This window comes from Paenibacillus sp. N119s (assembly GCF_059447605.1).
In genome coordinates this window covers 1-18,464 of record NZ_JCAJRU010000027.1, presented here as the reverse complement: position 1 = coordinate 18,464, position 18,464 = coordinate 1, and the positions used below count along the sequence as shown (strand labels likewise).

Annotated in this window: 9 protein-coding genes; all 9 read left to right on the top strand. The window is 45.3% G+C overall.

Translation table 11 applies throughout. The features are described 5' to 3' along the window. Nucleotides 1-21: 21 nt before the first annotated feature. On the top strand, nt 22-8,916 hold the full coding sequence (locus AC5V8P_RS05705; protein ID WP_064796265.1) for a hybrid non-ribosomal peptide synthetase/type I polyketide synthase: 8,895 nt from the start codon (nt 22-24) through the stop codon (nt 8,914-8,916). 57 nt (nt 8,917-8,973) lie between these two features. Continuing rightward, nucleotides 8,974-9,840, top strand: a complete 867-nt coding sequence (locus AC5V8P_RS05700) for an SDR family NAD(P)-dependent oxidoreductase (RefSeq protein ID WP_063213692.1) — start codon at nt 8,974-8,976, stop codon at nt 9,838-9,840. Nucleotides 9,841-9,901: 61 nt separating this feature from the next. Next, nucleotides 9,902-10,855, top strand: a complete 954-nt coding sequence (locus tag AC5V8P_RS05695) for an acyltransferase domain-containing protein (RefSeq protein ID WP_064796266.1) — start codon at nt 9,902-9,904, stop codon at nt 10,853-10,855. 31 nt (nt 10,856-10,886) lie between these two features. Continuing rightward, nucleotides 10,887-13,238 (top strand): ACP S-malonyltransferase, encoded by a 2,352-nt coding sequence (gene fabD, locus AC5V8P_RS05690; RefSeq protein WP_064796267.1) that lies wholly within the window; start codon nt 10,887-10,889, stop codon nt 13,236-13,238. A gap of 165 nt (nt 13,239-13,403) precedes the next feature. Next, nucleotides 13,404-15,173: an aspartate--tRNA ligase gene (aspS, locus tag AC5V8P_RS05685; protein WP_064796268.1), complete on the top strand. Its 1,770-nt coding sequence runs from the start codon at nt 13,404-13,406 to the stop codon at nt 15,171-15,173. Nucleotides 15,174-15,378: 205 nt separating this feature from the next. Further along, nucleotides 15,379-16,041 carry an S-layer homology domain-containing protein gene (locus AC5V8P_RS05680; protein WP_064796269.1) on the top strand — a complete coding sequence of 221 codons (663 nt, stop codon included), beginning with the start codon at nt 15,379-15,381 and terminating at the stop codon, nt 16,039-16,041. A 259-nt stretch (nt 16,042-16,300) separates the two neighbouring features. Next, nucleotides 16,301-16,969 carry a uracil-DNA glycosylase gene (locus AC5V8P_RS05675; protein WP_063213687.1) on the top strand — a complete coding sequence of 223 codons (669 nt, stop codon included), beginning with the start codon at nt 16,301-16,303 and terminating at the stop codon, nt 16,967-16,969. A gap of 16 nt (nt 16,970-16,985) precedes the next feature. After that, entirely contained in the window at nt 16,986-17,408 is a 423-nt protein-coding gene (locus tag AC5V8P_RS05670; RefSeq protein WP_063213686.1) for a YolD-like family protein, read from the top strand. A gap of 120 nt (nt 17,409-17,528) precedes the next feature. Further along, nucleotides 17,529-18,464, top strand: a 936-nt coding sequence (locus tag AC5V8P_RS05665) for an Ig-like domain-containing protein (RefSeq protein WP_495473572.1), incomplete at its 3' end; no start/stop codon positions are given.

Here is an 18,464-nt window from a genome sequence, read left to right as displayed (position 1 = left end):
CATGCTGGGAGGCAATCGAAGATGAAGGACTTTTTTCAAACTATTCTGGGCGAGGTAAAAAGCGGACGGATGCAGAAAGAGGAGGCTATCTTTAGAATACGCCAACTGCAAGCTCAAATGGCTTCAAATGGGACCCTGCAAAGCCAAGCAGGGTCTCCGGCCGAAGCGATGGCGGATACAGGAGTTCTTATGCTTGAGCCTTCATGGAAAGAGCAAGCTGCACTCCAAAAAGCGACCCTTCTTGAATGTAGCCAACATCTGGTGGTGCTTTGCGAACTGGATCATATCTCGGAGCGAAGCATTGAAGAGCTCATAAAAGGAACCCGATGTATCAAGCTCCATGCCGATAAAACCGGCATGGACGAACGCTTTCAGGGCTATGCCCTTCAACTGCTTGCAGAAGTGCAAATGATCCTCAAAAAGAACCTGAAAGGCAGCGTGTTGGTGCAGCTTGCTGCTTCCTCACAAAGCGGGCAGCAGCTCTTCGCTGGGCTTTTGGGATTACTGCAAACAGCCGAAAAAGAAAACCCAAAAATTGTAGGGCAATTCATTGAATTGGAAGCTATAGGTTTGGAAGAGATCGTTAAGAAATTAAACGAGAACAGCCCATACCCCAAAGACAAAAGGATACGGTATGAGAACGGTAAACGCTTGGTTCTCCGCTGGAACGAGATGAAAGCCCCTGAAACTCCGGGTAGAGTGCCCTGGAAGGATCGGGGGATTTATTTGATTACGGGCGGTGCAGGAGGATTAGGGTTTGTTTTTGCGAGAGATATCGCCCGGCGAGTCCAAGAAGCTACGCTAGTCCTTGCAGGACGTTCAAGGCTTGACGAAGGCAAACAGGTCATATTGGAGGAATTAAAAACGCTGGGAGCCTTCGTAGAATACAAACAAGTGGACGTATCCCGAAAGGAAGAGGTCTCGCAACTGATTCTGAAGATTCGTGCGGAGCATGGGGGGATTGATGGCATCCTCCATAGTGCCGGAGTGATACAGGATCGCTTTATGATTCATAAGACGCAGGAAGAGTTCAAGGAAGTAATAGCGCCCAAAGTAGCCGGATTGGTCAACCTGGATCAGGCGACGAAGGAGCTAGACCTTGATTTCTTTATTTTCTTCTCTTCCATCGCAGGGATTATGGGTAACCCGGGTCAGGCCGACTATGCCGCAGCGAATGCATTTATGGATGCCTATGCCATATATCGAAACAGCCTCGTCTCTTCCAAGGAACGCAAAGGACAGACGTTATCTATCAATTGGCCGCTCTGGAAGGATGGAGGAATGCATGCGGATGCTGAAACGGAGAAGGTCTGGCAAAGTATTGGCATGATGGCCATGCAAACTTCAAACGGTGTCAAGGCTTTATATGATTGCCTGGCCTCTGGCCAGAAGCAGGTGCTGGTGCTAGAGGGGGATATGACCAGATTGCGGAAGCATCTATTGGAGCCTCAGCCACAGGAGAACGTGTACGTTGAAGAAACAGCTTCTTTATCGATTAATCCCGAACTGCTTCTGGAAAAAACCTTGCACCAGCTTAAAGTATTGTTTGGAGAAGTGACCAAGCTGAGCCTTGAAAAGATTGACGTCAGTGAGCCTTTGGAGAGCTACGGCATAGACTCCATCATGATTACAAGGCTCAACCAAAAGCTTCAGGGAGTTTTTGGTGAAATTTCAATGACCCTATTTTTTGAATATCAGACGTTGGAAGCGGTAGCGGAATATTTTATTGCTGATTACTATGAGGAATGCGTACGGTGGACAGGACTTGGAAGACGGCTGAAGCCGGAAGAAAACTTCGTCCCTGTATCCTTGCATACTGATAGCGAATGGTCATTGCCAACTTTGCCAAAAGAAGAAAGCCAATCTGTCAGCAGCGCACCTATAGACACAGGCAGTGCGAAACAGGAGCCAATAGCCATTATTGGTATGAGCGGACGATTTCCACAAGCAAAAAATATGGAAGAATACTGGAGCAATTTACAAGAGGGGAAAGATTGTATTACAGAAATTCCCGCGGATCGCTGGAAGAAGGAAGGATTTTACTCTCCTGACATGAAGGAAGCTATCGAGAAGGGCAAAAGCTATATCCAATCTGGAGGGTTTGTGGAGGATTTTGCAGATTTTGATCCTCTTTTCTTCAATATATCTCCGCGGGAAGCAATGAGTATGGACCCTCAGGAACGAATATTCCTGGAAGAATGCTGGAAGGCTTTTGAGGATGCTGGATATAGCAGAGATCAGCTTGCAGCGCAATATAATGGACGAATTGGCGTCTTTGCAGGCATTACCGCAACAGGCTTCAATTTATACGGACCCAAGCTGTGGGAGCGAGGCAAACCCATCTTTCCTCGTACATCCTTCAGTTCGGTAGCAAACCGAATATCGTATCTCTTGAATCTGAAGGGGCCGAGCTTTTCGGTCGATACCATGTGCTCATCGTCATTAACTGCAATCCATGAAGCCTGCGAGCATATTCATAACGGAGATTGCGAGATTGCCATTGCAGGTGGAGTTAACTTATATCTTCATCCTTCCAACTATGTTTTTCTAAGCACAATGCGAATGCTATCGCCAGAAGGGCGATGCAAGAGCTTTGGCGAAGGAGGGAATGGGTTTGTCCCAGGCGAAGGTGCGGGCGTAGTGCTGCTTAAACCTTTATCTCGGGCCATTGCCGACAAGGACCATATTTATGCAGTTATTCGGGCAACCAGTATCAATCATGGTGGAAAAACGAACGGATATACCGTTCCTAATCCGGTAGCACAAGGAGAATTGATCCGAGAAGCGCTGGATAAAGCAGGTGTTAATGCTCGAACAGTCAGTTATATTGAAGCTCACGGAACAGGGACCGAGCTTGGTGATCCCATTGAAATTACTGGTCTTACCCAGGCTTTCAGGAAAGACACACAGGATACAGGCTTTTGTGCGATTGGCTCTGTAAAATCAAACATAGGACATTTGGAGGCAGCCGCAGGGATTGCGGGTGTCGCTAAAATTATTCTGCAAATGAAAAACCGGAAAATGGTCCCAAGTCTGCATGCCAAAGTATTGAACCCTAATATAAATTTTGCCAAAACGCCATTTACAGTCCAGCAGGGACTTGCTGAATGGAAGCGTCCGATTCTGGAGGAAAACGGCGAGCAACGGGAATACCCGAGAATTGCAGGAATATCTTCCTTCGGAGCCGGAGGGTCTAATGCCCATATCGTTCTTGAAGAATACATTTCAGCACAAAAGGCTCCCTCTACTCCGCAAAAGCCGGTTGTCATTGTATTGTCGGCTAAAAGTGATGAAGCATTGAAAGAGCAGGCTGTTCAATTGACTGCTGCAATTGAAACAAATAGCTTCTCAGATACCGACCTGGTAAATGCAGCCTACACCTTGCAGATAGGACGTGAGGCGATGGATGAGCGCCTTGCCGTGGTCGTTCAGTCAGTGGAGGAACTTAGGAACAAGCTGGAGGAATTTATTGGAGGAAGCCGGAATATTGCACAGTTTTACCGGGGACAGGTCAAGCGGAACCAGGAGAGCTTGGATGTAGTTAAACAGGAAGAAGCGCTGGATGAATCCTCTGATGTCTGGAATCTAGCAGAGAAATACGGCAGGCTTTCGGAATTGTGGGTTAAGGGTATGCACGTTGACTGGAACAGACTTTACAGTGATGTCCAGCCTTTCCGCATCAGTTTGCCCACCTACCCCTTTGCTAGGGAACGCTACTGGATATCAGTGGATGAAGAAAAGCCCGCTAGCGTCGCTCCGCTATATCTACACCCTTTGCTGCATCACAACACTTCCGTTCTTTCTGAGCAAAGATTCAGCTCAACCTTTAACGGTCAGGAGTTTTATCTGAATAACTCCGTCGTTGACGGAAGACTGGTCCTGTCGGATGGGGCATGTCTTGAAATGGCACGGACAGCGGTCGAACAATCATTAACAGTACAGGAGAAGGGTCAGGCAGGTATCACACTTAAAGATATGGTATGGACACATGCTCCCGTCATAAGTGATCAGCCGGAAATACATATAGGACTCTTTCCGGGAGATCAGGGTGGAATTGACTTCAAAATTTATAGCACACGAACCGAAGCAGGAGATCCTGTTTTACACTGTGAGGGAAGTGCCGAGCTGGAGACTTTAAATAGAGCGGAATCATTAGATATTCAGGCTTTGCAGATGGAGTGCATTGATCACATTTCACCTGGGGGAGACGAAAAAGCACAGCGATTGGTTGAAGCCAACTACGGTTCGGAATTCCAGTCCGCTGAGCAAGTTTATATAGGTCATGGATTGGTGTTGGCCAAGCTATCACTGCCTTCCGGTATTGCGAATACTGGAGGGCTGTTTGTTTTGCATCCTTACATGACAAGTGCTGCTCTGCAAATGCCGTTATACCTGCTTTCGAATGACGAAAATATTATGCGGCTCACTGGCATCGGCTCCTCGAAAAAAATACTGCCAACTGCGATGGATAGGCTTGAAATATTTCAAGAATGTCCGAGCGAAATGTGGGCGCTGGTTCGGTATGAAAGAAGATACGATACGAATGATAAGGCACTCAAGTATGACATTGATTTGTGCGACGAGGCAGGCAGCATCTGTGCGCGTATGAAAGGGGTGTCTTACAAGGAAGCTGAGGCTTGTGAGAAACCGCTTGGTGCAATGATGCTTCAACCCATCTGGAAAGAACAGGCGGCTAATGAAGAAACCATAGCAACTATTTACGAACGGCATGTGGTCATACTTTGTGAGACAGATGCCATAGCTGCGTTACATGTCGAGGCCTCCTTGACAGATGTGGAATGTATCACCCTGCAAGCCCGCATGGAGAAGGTCGAAGGACGCTTTGAAACATATGCCGTTCAGGTTTTTGAGAAAATACAAGGCATCCTGATTAACAAGCCAAAGGGAAAAGTGCTGGTACAAATTGTAATGATGTCTGAAAATGAAAAGCTACTTTTCTCCGGGCTGTGCGGCATACTCAAAACGGTCCATAAGGAAAATCCAAAGTTCTACGGGCAACTGATTGAAGTAGGGGAAACGGAAAAAAATGAAAGGCTCATTGAAATATTAAGATCGAGCAGTCGGCGTCCAGAGGATAGCCGCATCCGGTTTGTAGAAGGTAAACGTTGGATTCCCGCCTGGAACAAGCTTGAAATGCCAGCATCACCACAAATTCCATGGAAAAATCATGGGGTTTATCTGCTTACTGGAGGTGCCAAGGGCTTGGGTCTTATTTTTGCCAAAGAAATTGCACGTCAGACCAGGGAAGTAACCTTGATTTTGACTGGTCGGTCTCTGCTGACCGAGGACAAGCTGGCCCCATTGGAAGAATTGAAGGCTTTAGGTGCCACGGTGGAATACAGACAGGTGGATGTCACGCAGAAGGAAGCGGTCGTTGGTCTGATGGAGGACATCCAAATGGCATACGGCGGAATTAACGGGATTCTGCACAGTGCTGGAATTATCAAAGATAACTATATCATCAAAAAGACGAGCGCAGAATTCAGGGAAGTATTGGCGCCGAAGGTGGCCGGACTAGCAAATTTGGATCAGGCCAGTAAGGACATGCCCCTAGACTTCTTTATCCTTTTTTCATCAGCTGCGGGAGTGGGCGGAAATGCAGGTCAGTCTGACTATGCTACCGCGAATGCCTTCATGGATGCCTATGCTTGGTATCGTAATACCTTGGTATCCTCCTGGGAGCGTATGGGAAAAACGCTGTCGATCAATTGGCCGTTATGGAAAGAGGGTGGAATGCGGCCTGACCAGGAGACGGAGAAGGCCTTGCAAAATGTAGGCATGTATGCGATGAGGACAGAGACTGGTATTCGTGCGCTTTATCAAAGTATAGCCTGTATATCGAATCAAGCGATGGTGGTAGAAGGAGACATTGAGCTGATCAGCAGAATGATGATTATGGAAGAACAGCTTGAAGAAAGCGGAGAAGCAGTCCGGGATCAGAGAATCGGATCAGAAGACAACATCGTTCCTTTCTCAGCAAATAAGGCAGTGTCCGTCCAAGATGAACATCTGTTGCGTGAAAAGACGGCCCATTATTTGAAGACTTTGCTGTCTTCGTCAATTGAACTGCCTGCATATCGAATCGAAGAGGATACGCCGTTGGAAAATTACGGGGTGGATTCTATCAAGTCTATGGAACTGACTGACCAGTTGGAGAAAACGTTCGATCAGGTGTCGAAGACGATATTTTTTGAATATCCGAATATTCGGAGCTTAACCGAGTATTTTCTGAAATCTCACCTAGACGAACTAATCGCTCTGTTTGGTCTGGAGCAGGCAGTAACTGTAGGTGTAAAAGCCGCCACCGCTACGACAGCAATTGATACAGAACTTCGACCAGGAGAAGAACAGTTGCGTGATCAGGTGACAAGTTATCTAAAAAGATTGCTTTCCTCATCCACTGGACTGCCAGAACAGCGCATCGAAGAGGACAAAAACCTGGAAAACTATGGAGTTGACTCCATAAAGTCTATGGAAATAACCGATCAGTTGGAAGAAACGTTTGGATCATTATCCAGAACCTTATTGTTTGAATATCCGAATATCCAGAGTTTAACAGAGTACTTCCTGGAATCCCACCGAGACGAAATCAGCACTTTGTTTAGTCTGGAGCAGGTAGCGACTGTAAGTGCAAAAGCTGATATGGCTTCTATAGCCAATGATACAGAACCCCGATCAGGAGAAGAGTGGCTGCGTGATCAGGTGAGCAATTATCTAAAAGGCCTGCTTTCTTCATCTATCGGACTGCCAGAACAGCGTATCGAAGAGGACAAAAACCTGGAAAACTATGGGTTTGACTCTATAAAGTCTATGGAATTAACCGATCAGTTGGAAGAAACGTTTGGATCACTGTCCAGAACCTTACTGTTTGAATATCCGAATATCCAGAGTTTAACGGAGTACTTCCTGGAATCTCACCGAGACGAATTAAATGCTTTGTTTGGAGCTGAACAGGAGCTAGTCACGGCAACCAGCACAAAATCCATGGGCATCGTAGAACATGCAAAAGCGCCCTCTCCGGTATTTCGGCACTCACCCATTCCGTCAGTGCGAGTAGAGCCTAAAGAGGAGGCAAGAGAAACAGGAGCGATGGACATTGCTGTCATTGGGGTGTCCGGAAAATATCCCGGGGCGGAAAATATTCATGAATTCTGGAGAAATCTCCAAGAGGGCAAAGACTGCATTACCGAAGTTCCTAAAGATCGCTGGGATCACGAACTTTACTTTGATAAAGAAAGAAATAAACCGGGAAAAACCTACTGCAAATGGGGGGGCTTCCTAAACCGAATAAATCCGTTGGATTCTTCTTTCTTTCACCTGACTCCTCATGAGGTGAGTTTGATGGACCCAATGGAACAGCTTTTCCTGGAAACGATCTGGAGCTTGCTGGAAAGCGCGGGGTATACGCGAGAAGTACTACAGAAAAAACACCAGTCTAAGGTTGGGGTCTACGTGGGTGCTACGTATCACAAATATTGCACCTGTGATACGGATACAGATACAGATGCCCACCGGGTCACATCCTTTGGTTCTGTTGCTGTCGCCAATCCCATGTCGCATTATTTCAATTTCCAGGGTCCGAGCATATCCATTGATACAATGAGCTCTTCCTCTGCTGTGGCTGTCCATATGGCATGTGAAAGCCTGTTCAGAGGAGAGTGCCAAATCGCAGTCGCTGGCGGGGGGAATCTGTTGACAAGCCCCAAAAAGTATATTGAATCCAGCCAGAACCAATTGATCGGAAGCCATGAAGATAGCCGAAGCTTTGCAGATGGAGACGGGTATCTTCCCGCTGAAGGTGTTGGGGCAGTTCTCTTAAAGCCGCTTCATAAGGCAGAACAGGATGGGGACTGCATTTTAGCAGTGATCAAATCTACGGCAACCAATCATGGAGGACACAGCAATGGGTATACGGTTCCGAATCCCAATGCACAGGCACAGCTTGTTGAAGAGAACTTTTTGAAAGCTGGCATTCACCCCCGGACGGTCAGCTATGTAGAGGCAGCAGCCAATGGATCTACATTAGGAGACCCGATTGAGTTAGTCGCCTTGAAAAAATCATTCCAGAAATTTACGGACGAGCAGCACTTTTGTGCCATGGGATCGGTTAAATCCAATATAGGCCATGCAGAAGCGGCCTCGGGTATATCGCAGTTGACCAAGACCATATTGCAATTGTGGCATCGAAAGCTGGTTCCCACTATTAAAGCGGAGAAGCTGAATCCCAATCTTACCTTCAGCAATACCCCATTTTATCTGCAGCGGGAGCTTCAGGAATGGAAGCGGCCTGTAATAGAGCTCGAAGGAGAAGAGCGGGAATGCCCGCTGCGGGCAACAGTAAGCTCCTTCGGTGCTGGTGGATCTAATGTTCATTTTATTCTGGAAGAATACATCCCTTCGCCAAAAGAAGCTGTCCAGCTACAAGTTGCAGATCAGACCGAAGTTGTGGTTCTCTCAGACATAAACTGGGAGCGTCTGAAGGCTTTTGCGAGTCAATTACTCGAATATGTGGAGCGGCAGAACGAGCTTTCCTTACATGATATTGCTTTCACACTTCAGACAGGCCGTGAAGCGATGAAGTGCCGGACGGCAATCGTAGCGAGCTCACGGGAAGAGCTGCTCACGGGTCTAAGACAGCTTATCGAAACAGTCGGCATGGGCAACGAGCCGGGAGGAGCAGCTATTCCAATCTTTATCGGGGAAGGCGGAGAAGACACAAATACAAGCGCACTTCTTTCAGGAAAAGTAGGCGAGAAAGTTTCTCAAATTCTTCTAGAGGAGAGAAATCTGGAAAATATCGCGATGTACTGGACCCAGGGAGGCAGAATTAGGTGGGAGGTGCTTCACGAGGGGCAAGCTGTTCGCAGAATTCTCTTACCCACATCTCCGTTCTGAGCTAAATGGAGAAGCCAAACACGATCTGACGAAAATATGAATATTTCGGAGGTAAACATGAGGGAGTTTAAAGGTAAGGTAGCCGTGATTACGGGAGCTGCCAGCGGAATTGGCCGAGCTATTGCAGACCGATGTGTCAAAGAAGGAATGAAGGTCGTTCTGGCGGATATTGAGGAGGGGGCTCTTCTAAGGACTGAACGAGAATTAAAAGAAATGGGTGCAGCTACCCTGTCCGTCATGACCGATATTTCCAAAGAAGCTGATATTCGTTTATTAGCGCAAAAAACAATTCAGACCTTTGGCGCTGTACATCTTTTGTTCAATAATGCAGGTGTGGATGCTGGCACAGGCCGCTTATTATGGGAAAATACTGTGGCAGATTGGCAGTGGGTCATCAACGTAAACATTTGGGGAATTCTGTTTGCTACCGAATTTTTTGTTCCTATTATGCTGAAACAAAAAACTCCATGCCATATTGTAAATACAGCATCGATTGCCGGTCTGCTGTCCGGTCCTGGCAATGGAATATATAGCGCATCAAAGCATGCTGTTTTAAGTCTGTCTGAAACGTTATACCAAGAGCTTAGACTGATCGGTTCTAATGTGGGAGTGTCGGTTGTATGTCCGGGATTCGTCCGTACTCAAATTATGGATGCAGAGCGGAACCGCCCGACAGAGCTACGTGGGAGCGGAAATCTTCCACCAGAAAGACAAGTTATTACCGAATTGGCTCGTAAGGCTGTCCAAAATGGAATACATCCAGAGGATGTGGCCCATCAGATTTTTGAGGGTATCCGAAAAGGTCAGTTATATATCATCACAGAACCGAAATTTAAACCTGCAATCAAGCAGCATATGGAGAATGTCCTTAACGAAAGTAATCCTACGGCATCCCAAATGCAATTAGTGCGCAATTTGTTGTGACTATAAATAATAGAAGAAATGCTTAGGCAAGTCTGATTAATACGTTGTGGGGGATGTTCGGATGAACAGATCAGTGGTTTTTATGTTTTCAGGCCAGGGTTCACAATACTACGGCATGGGAAGGGAATTATATATGTCCAACCCGGTTTTCCGAACATGGATGACCAGGTTGGATAACATTCATACGGATATTACAGGCAGGTCTGTATTAAAAACGCTGTACGATGACACGCATCGCAGGGCAGAAGAGTTCGACACCCTGCTAGATACTCACCCTGCAATTTTTATGGTTGAATATGCTCTCACACAGGTGCTATTAGAAAAAGGAATTTATCCTGATTATGTGCTAGGTTCTAGTCTTGGGGAGTATGCGTCTGTTGCTGTGGCCGACTGCATGAGTTATGAGGACACTCTTCAATGCATTATCAAGCAAGCACAGCTTGTGGAGGCCTATTGTCCTGAAGGGGGCATGATGGCCATCATTGGCGATCCTGGTCTGTACGACAAAGTATCCATATTGAATACCAACTCAGAACTGGCTTCCATCAACTTTGATTCGCATTTTGTTATTTCAGGCAGCTGCGAGGGTCTGACAGAGATTGAACACTATTTGAAAGCAAATGGACTGATCTATCAAAGGCTGCCAGTTCACTATGCTTTTCACACTTCTTTAATGGACCCTATTGCATTGGAATATATGGCGTTCTTGAAGCTCAAGACCATAAGAAGCCCGAGAATAAATGTGGTTTCATCTATGTATGGCGGGAAGGCCACTGGGCTTGACAGCCGTTTGCTTTGGGATATTACTAGAAAGCCTATCCAATTTCAGAGCGCTCTAAAGTGTTTGGGTGATAGGGACGGGGTTGTTTATATCGATCTTGGCCCCTCAGGCACGCTTGCTAATTTTGTAAAGTATAATTTTGGCCCTCAGAAAAAGGCAAGCGTTTGTTCTGTTCTCTCTCCTTTTCAACAAGATATTAAAAATTTGGATCGTCTGTTCGAAATGTTTGACTAATATGCATCCACTACTAACAAGGAGGAAATCTATGATTGCATATCTGTTCCCTGGACAAGGAGCTCAAGTGAAAGGTATGGGCGAAGGACTGTTTGATGAATTTCCAGCATTGGTTGCCAAAGCGGATGCAGTTCTTGGTTATTCTATTCAGAAGCTGTGCCTTGAAGACCCTGCCAAGCAACTCGGACAAACGGGTTTTACCCAGCCGGCGTTATTTGTCGTAAATGCTTTAAGTTACCTAAAAAAAATAAGAGAGACCGGAAGGAAACCCGACTATGTTGCAGGACATAGCCTGGGTGAATATAATGCCTTATTTGCCGCAGAAGCGTTTGACTTTGAAACTGGCTTGAAGCTGGTCCAAAAAAGAGGAGAGCTGATGGCTCGGGCTGCTGGCGGCGGAATGGCGGCAGTCTTAGGCTTAAAAGAAGAAGTGTTTCGGGAAGTAATGGAGAAAAATAAATTAATTGAGCTCGATGTTGCCAACTTTAATTCACCCAGCCAGATAGTCATTTCAGGACCAAAGGACATGATCGAGCAAGCGAAACCAATTTTTGAAGATGCAGGAGCCAGAAATTATGTGGTGTTGAATGTAAGTGGAGCATTTCACTCCAGATATATGGAAAATGCCAGACAGAAATTTGAGGCTTATGCGGCGTCATTTGAATTCTCGAAAATCAAAATACCCGTTATTTCAAATGTCCACGCCAGACCCTACAAGCAGCAGGATTTAAGAAGCACGCTGATCAACCAGATTGTGAGTCCGGTCAAGTGGTCGGAAAGTATACGGTATCTGATGGGTAAAAGGATAACCCAATTTATTCAGATCGGGCCTGGAAATGTCGTGGCAGGATTGGTTAATGCCATACAACGAGAAGCAGAGCCCTTGATCCTGACGGAAGCCGAAGACCGGACCGAGCAGGTAGGGGAGGGAATGTCCAAGGAAACGTTGGGAAGTGATGATTCAACATCTGTAAAGCAACAGGTCCCCTTACCAAAACCTGAGCATGACGTACCGGGATCTGGCAAACGATTTACGGCGGAGTCTCTTGGTCATAGCGAATTCAAACAAGATTACGGCATTAAGTATGCATATCTTATAGGTTCTATGTATAAGGGTATCTCTTCAAAAGAGATGGTCGTAAAAGCAGGAAAGGCAGGTATGATGGGCTTTTTTGGAGCAGGGGGAGTGAAGATGGATGCTCTGGAGGAAGCTATTAAATATATTCAAAAGGAATTGAACCGTGGCGAAGCCTATGGAATGAATCTCATTCATGTGCCAGATCACCCAGACATAGAAAATAACATCGTTGATTTGTACATAAAATACGGTGTTAGAAATATTGAAGCCTCTGCGTTTATGAGTATTACGCCTTCTTTGGTAAGGTACAGGCTGAAGGGACTGAGACGGAATGAAAAGGGAAGCGTAACGCCACAGAACAGAATAATAGCGAAAGTATCCAGGCCCGAGGTGGTTGAAGCCTTCCTGAGTCCTGCGCCTCAGAATATTATAAATAAGCTGCTGGCGGAAAATAGGATTAGCCGGGAAGAAGCGATGATGGGCATGGAAATTCCAATGGTAGATGATCTATGCGTCGAGGCTGACTCAGGCGGGCATACCGACCATGCAGTTGCATATGTATTGGTTCCGCTAATGCTCCAGATGAGAGATGAAGCGATCCGAAAGTATAAATACAACAAAAGCATAAGGGTAGGGGCAGCCGGAGGGATCGGGACTCCACAAGCTGCATCAGCGGCGTTTATATTAGGTGCTGATTTTATTATGACAGGTTCAATTAACCAGTGTACGGTTGAAGCAGGGACGAGTGATGAAGTAAAGGATTTGCTCCAGCAATTAAACATTCAGGATACGGACTACGCTCCAGCAGGGGATATGTTTGAAATGGGCGCAAAAGTTCAGGTTATGAAAAAAGGAGTCTTTTTTCCAGCGAGGGCCAATAAATTGTATGACCTTTACCGGAATTATAATTCCATAGATGAAATTGATAGAGAAACAAAACATTATATTGAAGAAAAATATTTTAAGAAGAGTATCGAACAGGTCTACGAAGATATTAAGGCTTATTACCCGCCAGAAATCATTGAAAAAGCTGAAAGAATCCCAAAACGGAAGATGGCCTTAATATTTAGATGGTACTTTACTTATTCTACCCGGCTTGCCATTAATGGGGACAAAAAGAACAGGGTCGATTATCAAGTACACTGTGGACCTGCCCTCGGCGCTTTTAATCAATGGGTGAAGGGGACACCTCTTGAGAATTGGAAGAATAGACATGTTGACGATATAGGACAAAAAATAATGGCTGCGACTGCAGAGCACTTGAATGAAAGGTTCAAAGCTTTAACGGCTAGCCTTACAATCTAGTCGGATTCAAGGAAAAGCGAGAAGCTAATAATGAAATGTAGAACGTTCTAAAAATAAACCCATGGCCGGATTTATGAAAGATAAATTTACAATATCTGCAATCAGACCATGGGTTTCATCATTGAAGCCATGCAGATACTAGGGTAAAAGAAAGAGGGCGATTTCGTGCATAGGTATAGAACGCATAACTGTGGAGAGCTGGATCAAACGCATGTCGGGGAAATCGTGAAAATTGCAGGTTGGGTTAAAAATATGCGTAACCTTGGCGGGATTATATTTATTGACCTTAGGGATCATTATGGGGTTACGCAAATCGTTGTCTCTGATCCTAATGAATTAAAGGATTTTGTGTCCAAAATCAGTAGGGAATCAACCATCTCTGTTATAGGAACTGTGTGTCACAGGTCGAAAAGCACGATCAGTCCCCGTATGAAAACCGGGTATATTGAGGTCGTTGCCAGCGAGATAGAAGTGTTAGGGAAGGTCATAATTCCCTTGCCTTTTGAAGTATCTTCAGCACATGAAGCCCGAGAAGATTTAAGATTAAAGTATCGTTTTTTGGATCTGCGCAACGAAAAACTACACGATAATATTATACTTCGTTCTAAAGTCATTCAAAGTATTCGAAAAAAGATGATTGATTTGGATTTTTTAGAGATTCAGACACCGATTCTGACGAGTTCATCTCCAGAGGGCGCCAGAGACTATTTAGTTCCTAGTAGAGTACATCCAGGTCAATTTTATGCCTTGCCTCAGGCACCTCAACAATTCAAACAACTACTAATGGTCTCCGGCTTTGATAAATATTTTCAAATTGCTCCATGCTTTAGAGATGAGGATGCAAGGGCGGACAGATCACCTGGCGAATTTTATCAGTTAGATTTGGAAATGGCTTTTGCTACACAGGAAGATGTTTTTAATGTCGTTGAAAATATGCTGTATGAGGTTTTTTCTGAATTTACAGATTATAAAATCTCAAAGCCTTTTAGTAGAATTCCCTATCAAGAAGCCATGCTCAAATACGGGAGCGATAAACCTGATTTAAGAAACCCGTTAATTATCCATGATGTTACAGAGCTTTTTACAGAGACTGATTTTAAAGTGTTCAAAAATAAAACGATAAGAGTTATTGCTGTTCCTGGTTGCGAAGGTCGGCCGAGAAGCTTTTACGACGATATCGTGAACTTTGCTATAGAGGCTGGAGCGAAAGGCCTTTCATGGATTAAGTTCAGTGCTGATATGTCTCTTGGCGGTTCGATTGCAAAATTTATTCCGGAGATGGTAAAAAACGAATTAATCCATGTGACGCAAGCTGGTCCGGGATATGCACTGTTTTTTGCTGCCGATGAGCTTGAAAATGTCGAAAAAATAGCCGGTGCTGTTCGGAATCAATTGGGCAAAAGGCTGGATTTGTTGGAAAAGGATACGTTTAAGTTTTGCTGGATTGTTGATTTCCCTATGTTTGAATTGGACCCTGTTACGCATAAAATAGAGTTTAGCCATAATCCGTTTTCGATGCCGCAAGGTGGTATGGGTGCACTGCTGAATATGAATCCTCTGGACATCCTGGCGTACCAATATGATATTGTATGTAATGGTATTGAGCTATCTTCGGGTGCTGTCCGTAACCACGATACAGAAATTATGGTAAAAGCTTTTGAGATTGCAGGTTATACATATGAAGAGATCAAGAGTAAATTTCCTGCACTCTTTAATGCTTTTCAGTTTGGACCACCTCCTCATGCAGGTATAGCACCGGGAATTGATAGGATTGTGATGATCATTGCAAATGAAACGAATATTCGAGAGGTTATTGCGTTTCCGATGAACAGTAAAGCACAGGATGTATTAATGGGAGCTCCTTCAGAGGTTACTGACAAACAATTGAGAGATGTTCATATGAAATTGGAAAATATTCAGCCACCAACAGAATAAACGGATTCAACAACATATTGAAAGCAAAGCTGAATCCAGCACGCAATTTAATCCGCTTGAGTGAGCTAAAAACTCTCCCTGCTAGAAGCAGAGGAGAGTTTTTTTATTTAGCTTACATAGTCTGCCGCAACCTTTTCAGCTTGAACCACGTCAAGGAAGTTGTAATGCCCAAGCGGCCTAATTCAACTACAAGGTGGAACTGAACATGAGCATGAGAAAAAGTGCAATCACAGCCCTTACGACTGTAGCTCTATTGTCCTTCTCAATTGGAGGTCATTTGTCTGCGGCAGCCAGTTCATTCAAGGATTTGGATCACGTAAGTGGTAAAGAAAAAATCATATCCCTTAAAGATCGGGGGTTACTTAAAGGTGCCTCTGACACGCAGTTTCTCCCCTCATCTAAAGTGACCGCTGCCCAAGGCATTCAGTTGATCTCGGGTGGACTTCAGCTCAGTTTGGCTGCCATTGATTTGAGCAAGGCTCCGCAGGCGAGTGGACTGTTCAGCCAGGTTAAAGATTCCGCATGGTACGCTGAAGCTTTTATCAACGCCTATTATAACGGCGTAGACATTCCAAAAGATATCAATCCCAGCAAGGCTTTGACCAAGGAAGAGTTCACCCATATGTTGATTCAGGGTATGGAAAAAGCAGGTGCTCTCCCCATGATTAAAATCGCACCTGCGAATATTGCAGATGAAAGTGAGCTGGAGCCTTCTTACCAAGGTAGCATTCAACGCTCGTTAGTGTACAAGATCAACATCCTGGATGGGAATGGGCAGTTTCATCCGAAAAGTGAGATTACACGCGCCGAGGCTGCTGTTATGTTATATAATGCATTGGAATACCTGAAGGCTCATCCAAAATCGTAACAAATACAGCAATAAGAAGCTAGTTTCCGCACGGTTATAAACACACATTTACTTGACATCAATACCGTGAATGCTATAATAAGGAAATCGAATTTAGACCCCGCGGTAGCTGACTATCGTAAGAAAACTTTTCTGGTCCTTCGGCATAGAAACACACGTAACGAATAAATAAGCTGGCTCCGGATGAGGGGTCAGCTTTATTTGTTTGTACAAAAGTTTACAGCTTTCACAGATTTACATATTGAGAGGAGACTGCGGTATGTTCGGGAATGACTGGGATGATGTACTACGAGAAGAGGTCGAAAAGCCTTACTTTAATGAATTAAGGTATACGTTAGCCCGAGAGTACAAGTTACATAAGGTATACCCTCCAAAAGAAGATTTGTTTTCAGCACTCAAATTAACACCATATCATCTGACCAAAGCGGTTATATTGGGACAAGATCCATATCATGGAGAGGGACAAGCTCACGGATTGAGCTTTTCTGTTAGACCCGGTGTCCGTACACCGCCGTCTCTACAAAATATATACAAGGAGCTGCGCGACGATGTCGGCACTCCCATTCCGAATCAGGGCTATCTCGTTCCTTGGGCTGAGCAAGGTGTGCTGCTGCTGAACAACGTGCTGACCGTGCGTGAAGGTCAACCGCAATCTCATCAGGGGATAGGATGGGAACGTTTCACGGATGCTGTTATTGAAGCGATTAATGAGCGTGAACAGCCGGCCGTGTTCATTTTGTGGGGGAGCCATGCTCAGAAAAAAGCCAGCTTCGTGGATACCAGCAAGCATTTGGTGCTGAAATCCGTTCATCCGAGTCCGTTGGCGGCTCATAGAGGTTTTTTTGGCAGCAAGCCTTTTTCGCGTACCAATGCATTTTTGCAGGAGCATGGAATGGAACCGATTCGGTGGGAGATTCCTAACCGCTAGCACGGGAGGTGTGGACATGCGTCAATGGAAGGGACGTCAGGTCATTTTATATTACGGCAACAACGGTCATACCCAGAAGGTGCGCGGCACTCTTGAAAAATGGGATGATATCCGAAAATGCGTTATTTTAGGCCCGAAAATGCTGGCTTTTCCTTTTGAAAATATTACGCATATTACCATGCTTCCTCCGGGGCGTGAGCGTAAAAGCCGCCAGCCAGCGAGGCTGAACGCTTTCGGTTATGTCATGAACGTTCCATTACAGTTTGACAATGCCATTTATTTTCAGTCGGCGGTGACGATTTGGAGAGACGATCAACTGATTGCTTACAATGTAAAGCTGGTTAGTCACTCGGCAGACCATGTGACGCTTGAGGATGGACGAACCTTATCCAAGGAAGGGCATTTGTTTGTAGTGAGGTCACTGCGTGGGGAGCTTTAATTGTTATAATTCACCTTTTTTTGATGAAGGGTTCAATTTAGTTAGCTGCTTACCGATAAAAGATAATGGGATTGTTAATAATATCCTGTTTTATAGAATGAACCCAAGGGAGAGAAACGAATGGAGCGTATGAAACGTATGAGCAAACGGAGTACCTTCTTACTTGCTTTGCTGATGTTTGTATTTGCAGCATGGCCAGCAGGTTTGATCCAAGCGGAAGAGAACACGACGTCCACGGTACAGTGGGACAGTCAAAATCCGACTACAGTTAATCTGGGTGGAAGCCCCGCTCAATTAAGAGTATGGGCTGTGTCGGGAACTGGCAAAACGGATGTAACCGACAAAGCTGAATGGATCTCCGGGGACTCCAGTATCTTAAAGGTAGAAAAGGGACTCATTACCCCAGTATCCAAAGGGCAGATTAAGATTGTTGCTACATATGACCAGAAAACGGTAAGTACGACAATTACGGTAAAATCGCCTTACAGCAAGCTGCAATTAAATCCGGCGGGTCCTCTGAATCTGACTATTGGCGGAGAATCGAAGCAACTGACGGCTCAAGGGGTGCTTAGCGGAGGTGGCACGGAAAATGTGTCCGGTGTGGAATGGACATCCACGAATGAAGCCGTGGCTACTGTAGAGAATGGACTTGTACGTCCTCTTGCCAAAGGCGTGACTTACATTAAAGCCGCCAAAGATGGACTGAATGCACAATTGATCGTGTATGTGCGTTCTTCATCCCAGGCATTGGTACTGAGTGAGTCAGGCTCCAAATCAGTCTATATGGGTAGCTCTCCAATTCAGGTTACTGCAACCGATGTAAACCTGACTGGCGGCAAAACAGATGTGACCAACACGGCAGAATGGACTTCCTCTAATTCGCTGGTTGCCACTGTAGAGCAAGGGAAAATCACACCGATGGATGTAGGCAATTCAACCATTACAGCTTCCTATCACGGTTTGAGTAAGACTCTGAAGATTAATGTACTTCCAACTGTCGAAAAACTGGTCTCAAGCAAAGCCAGTCTGGCTCTTGAAACTGGCAGCAAAACATCT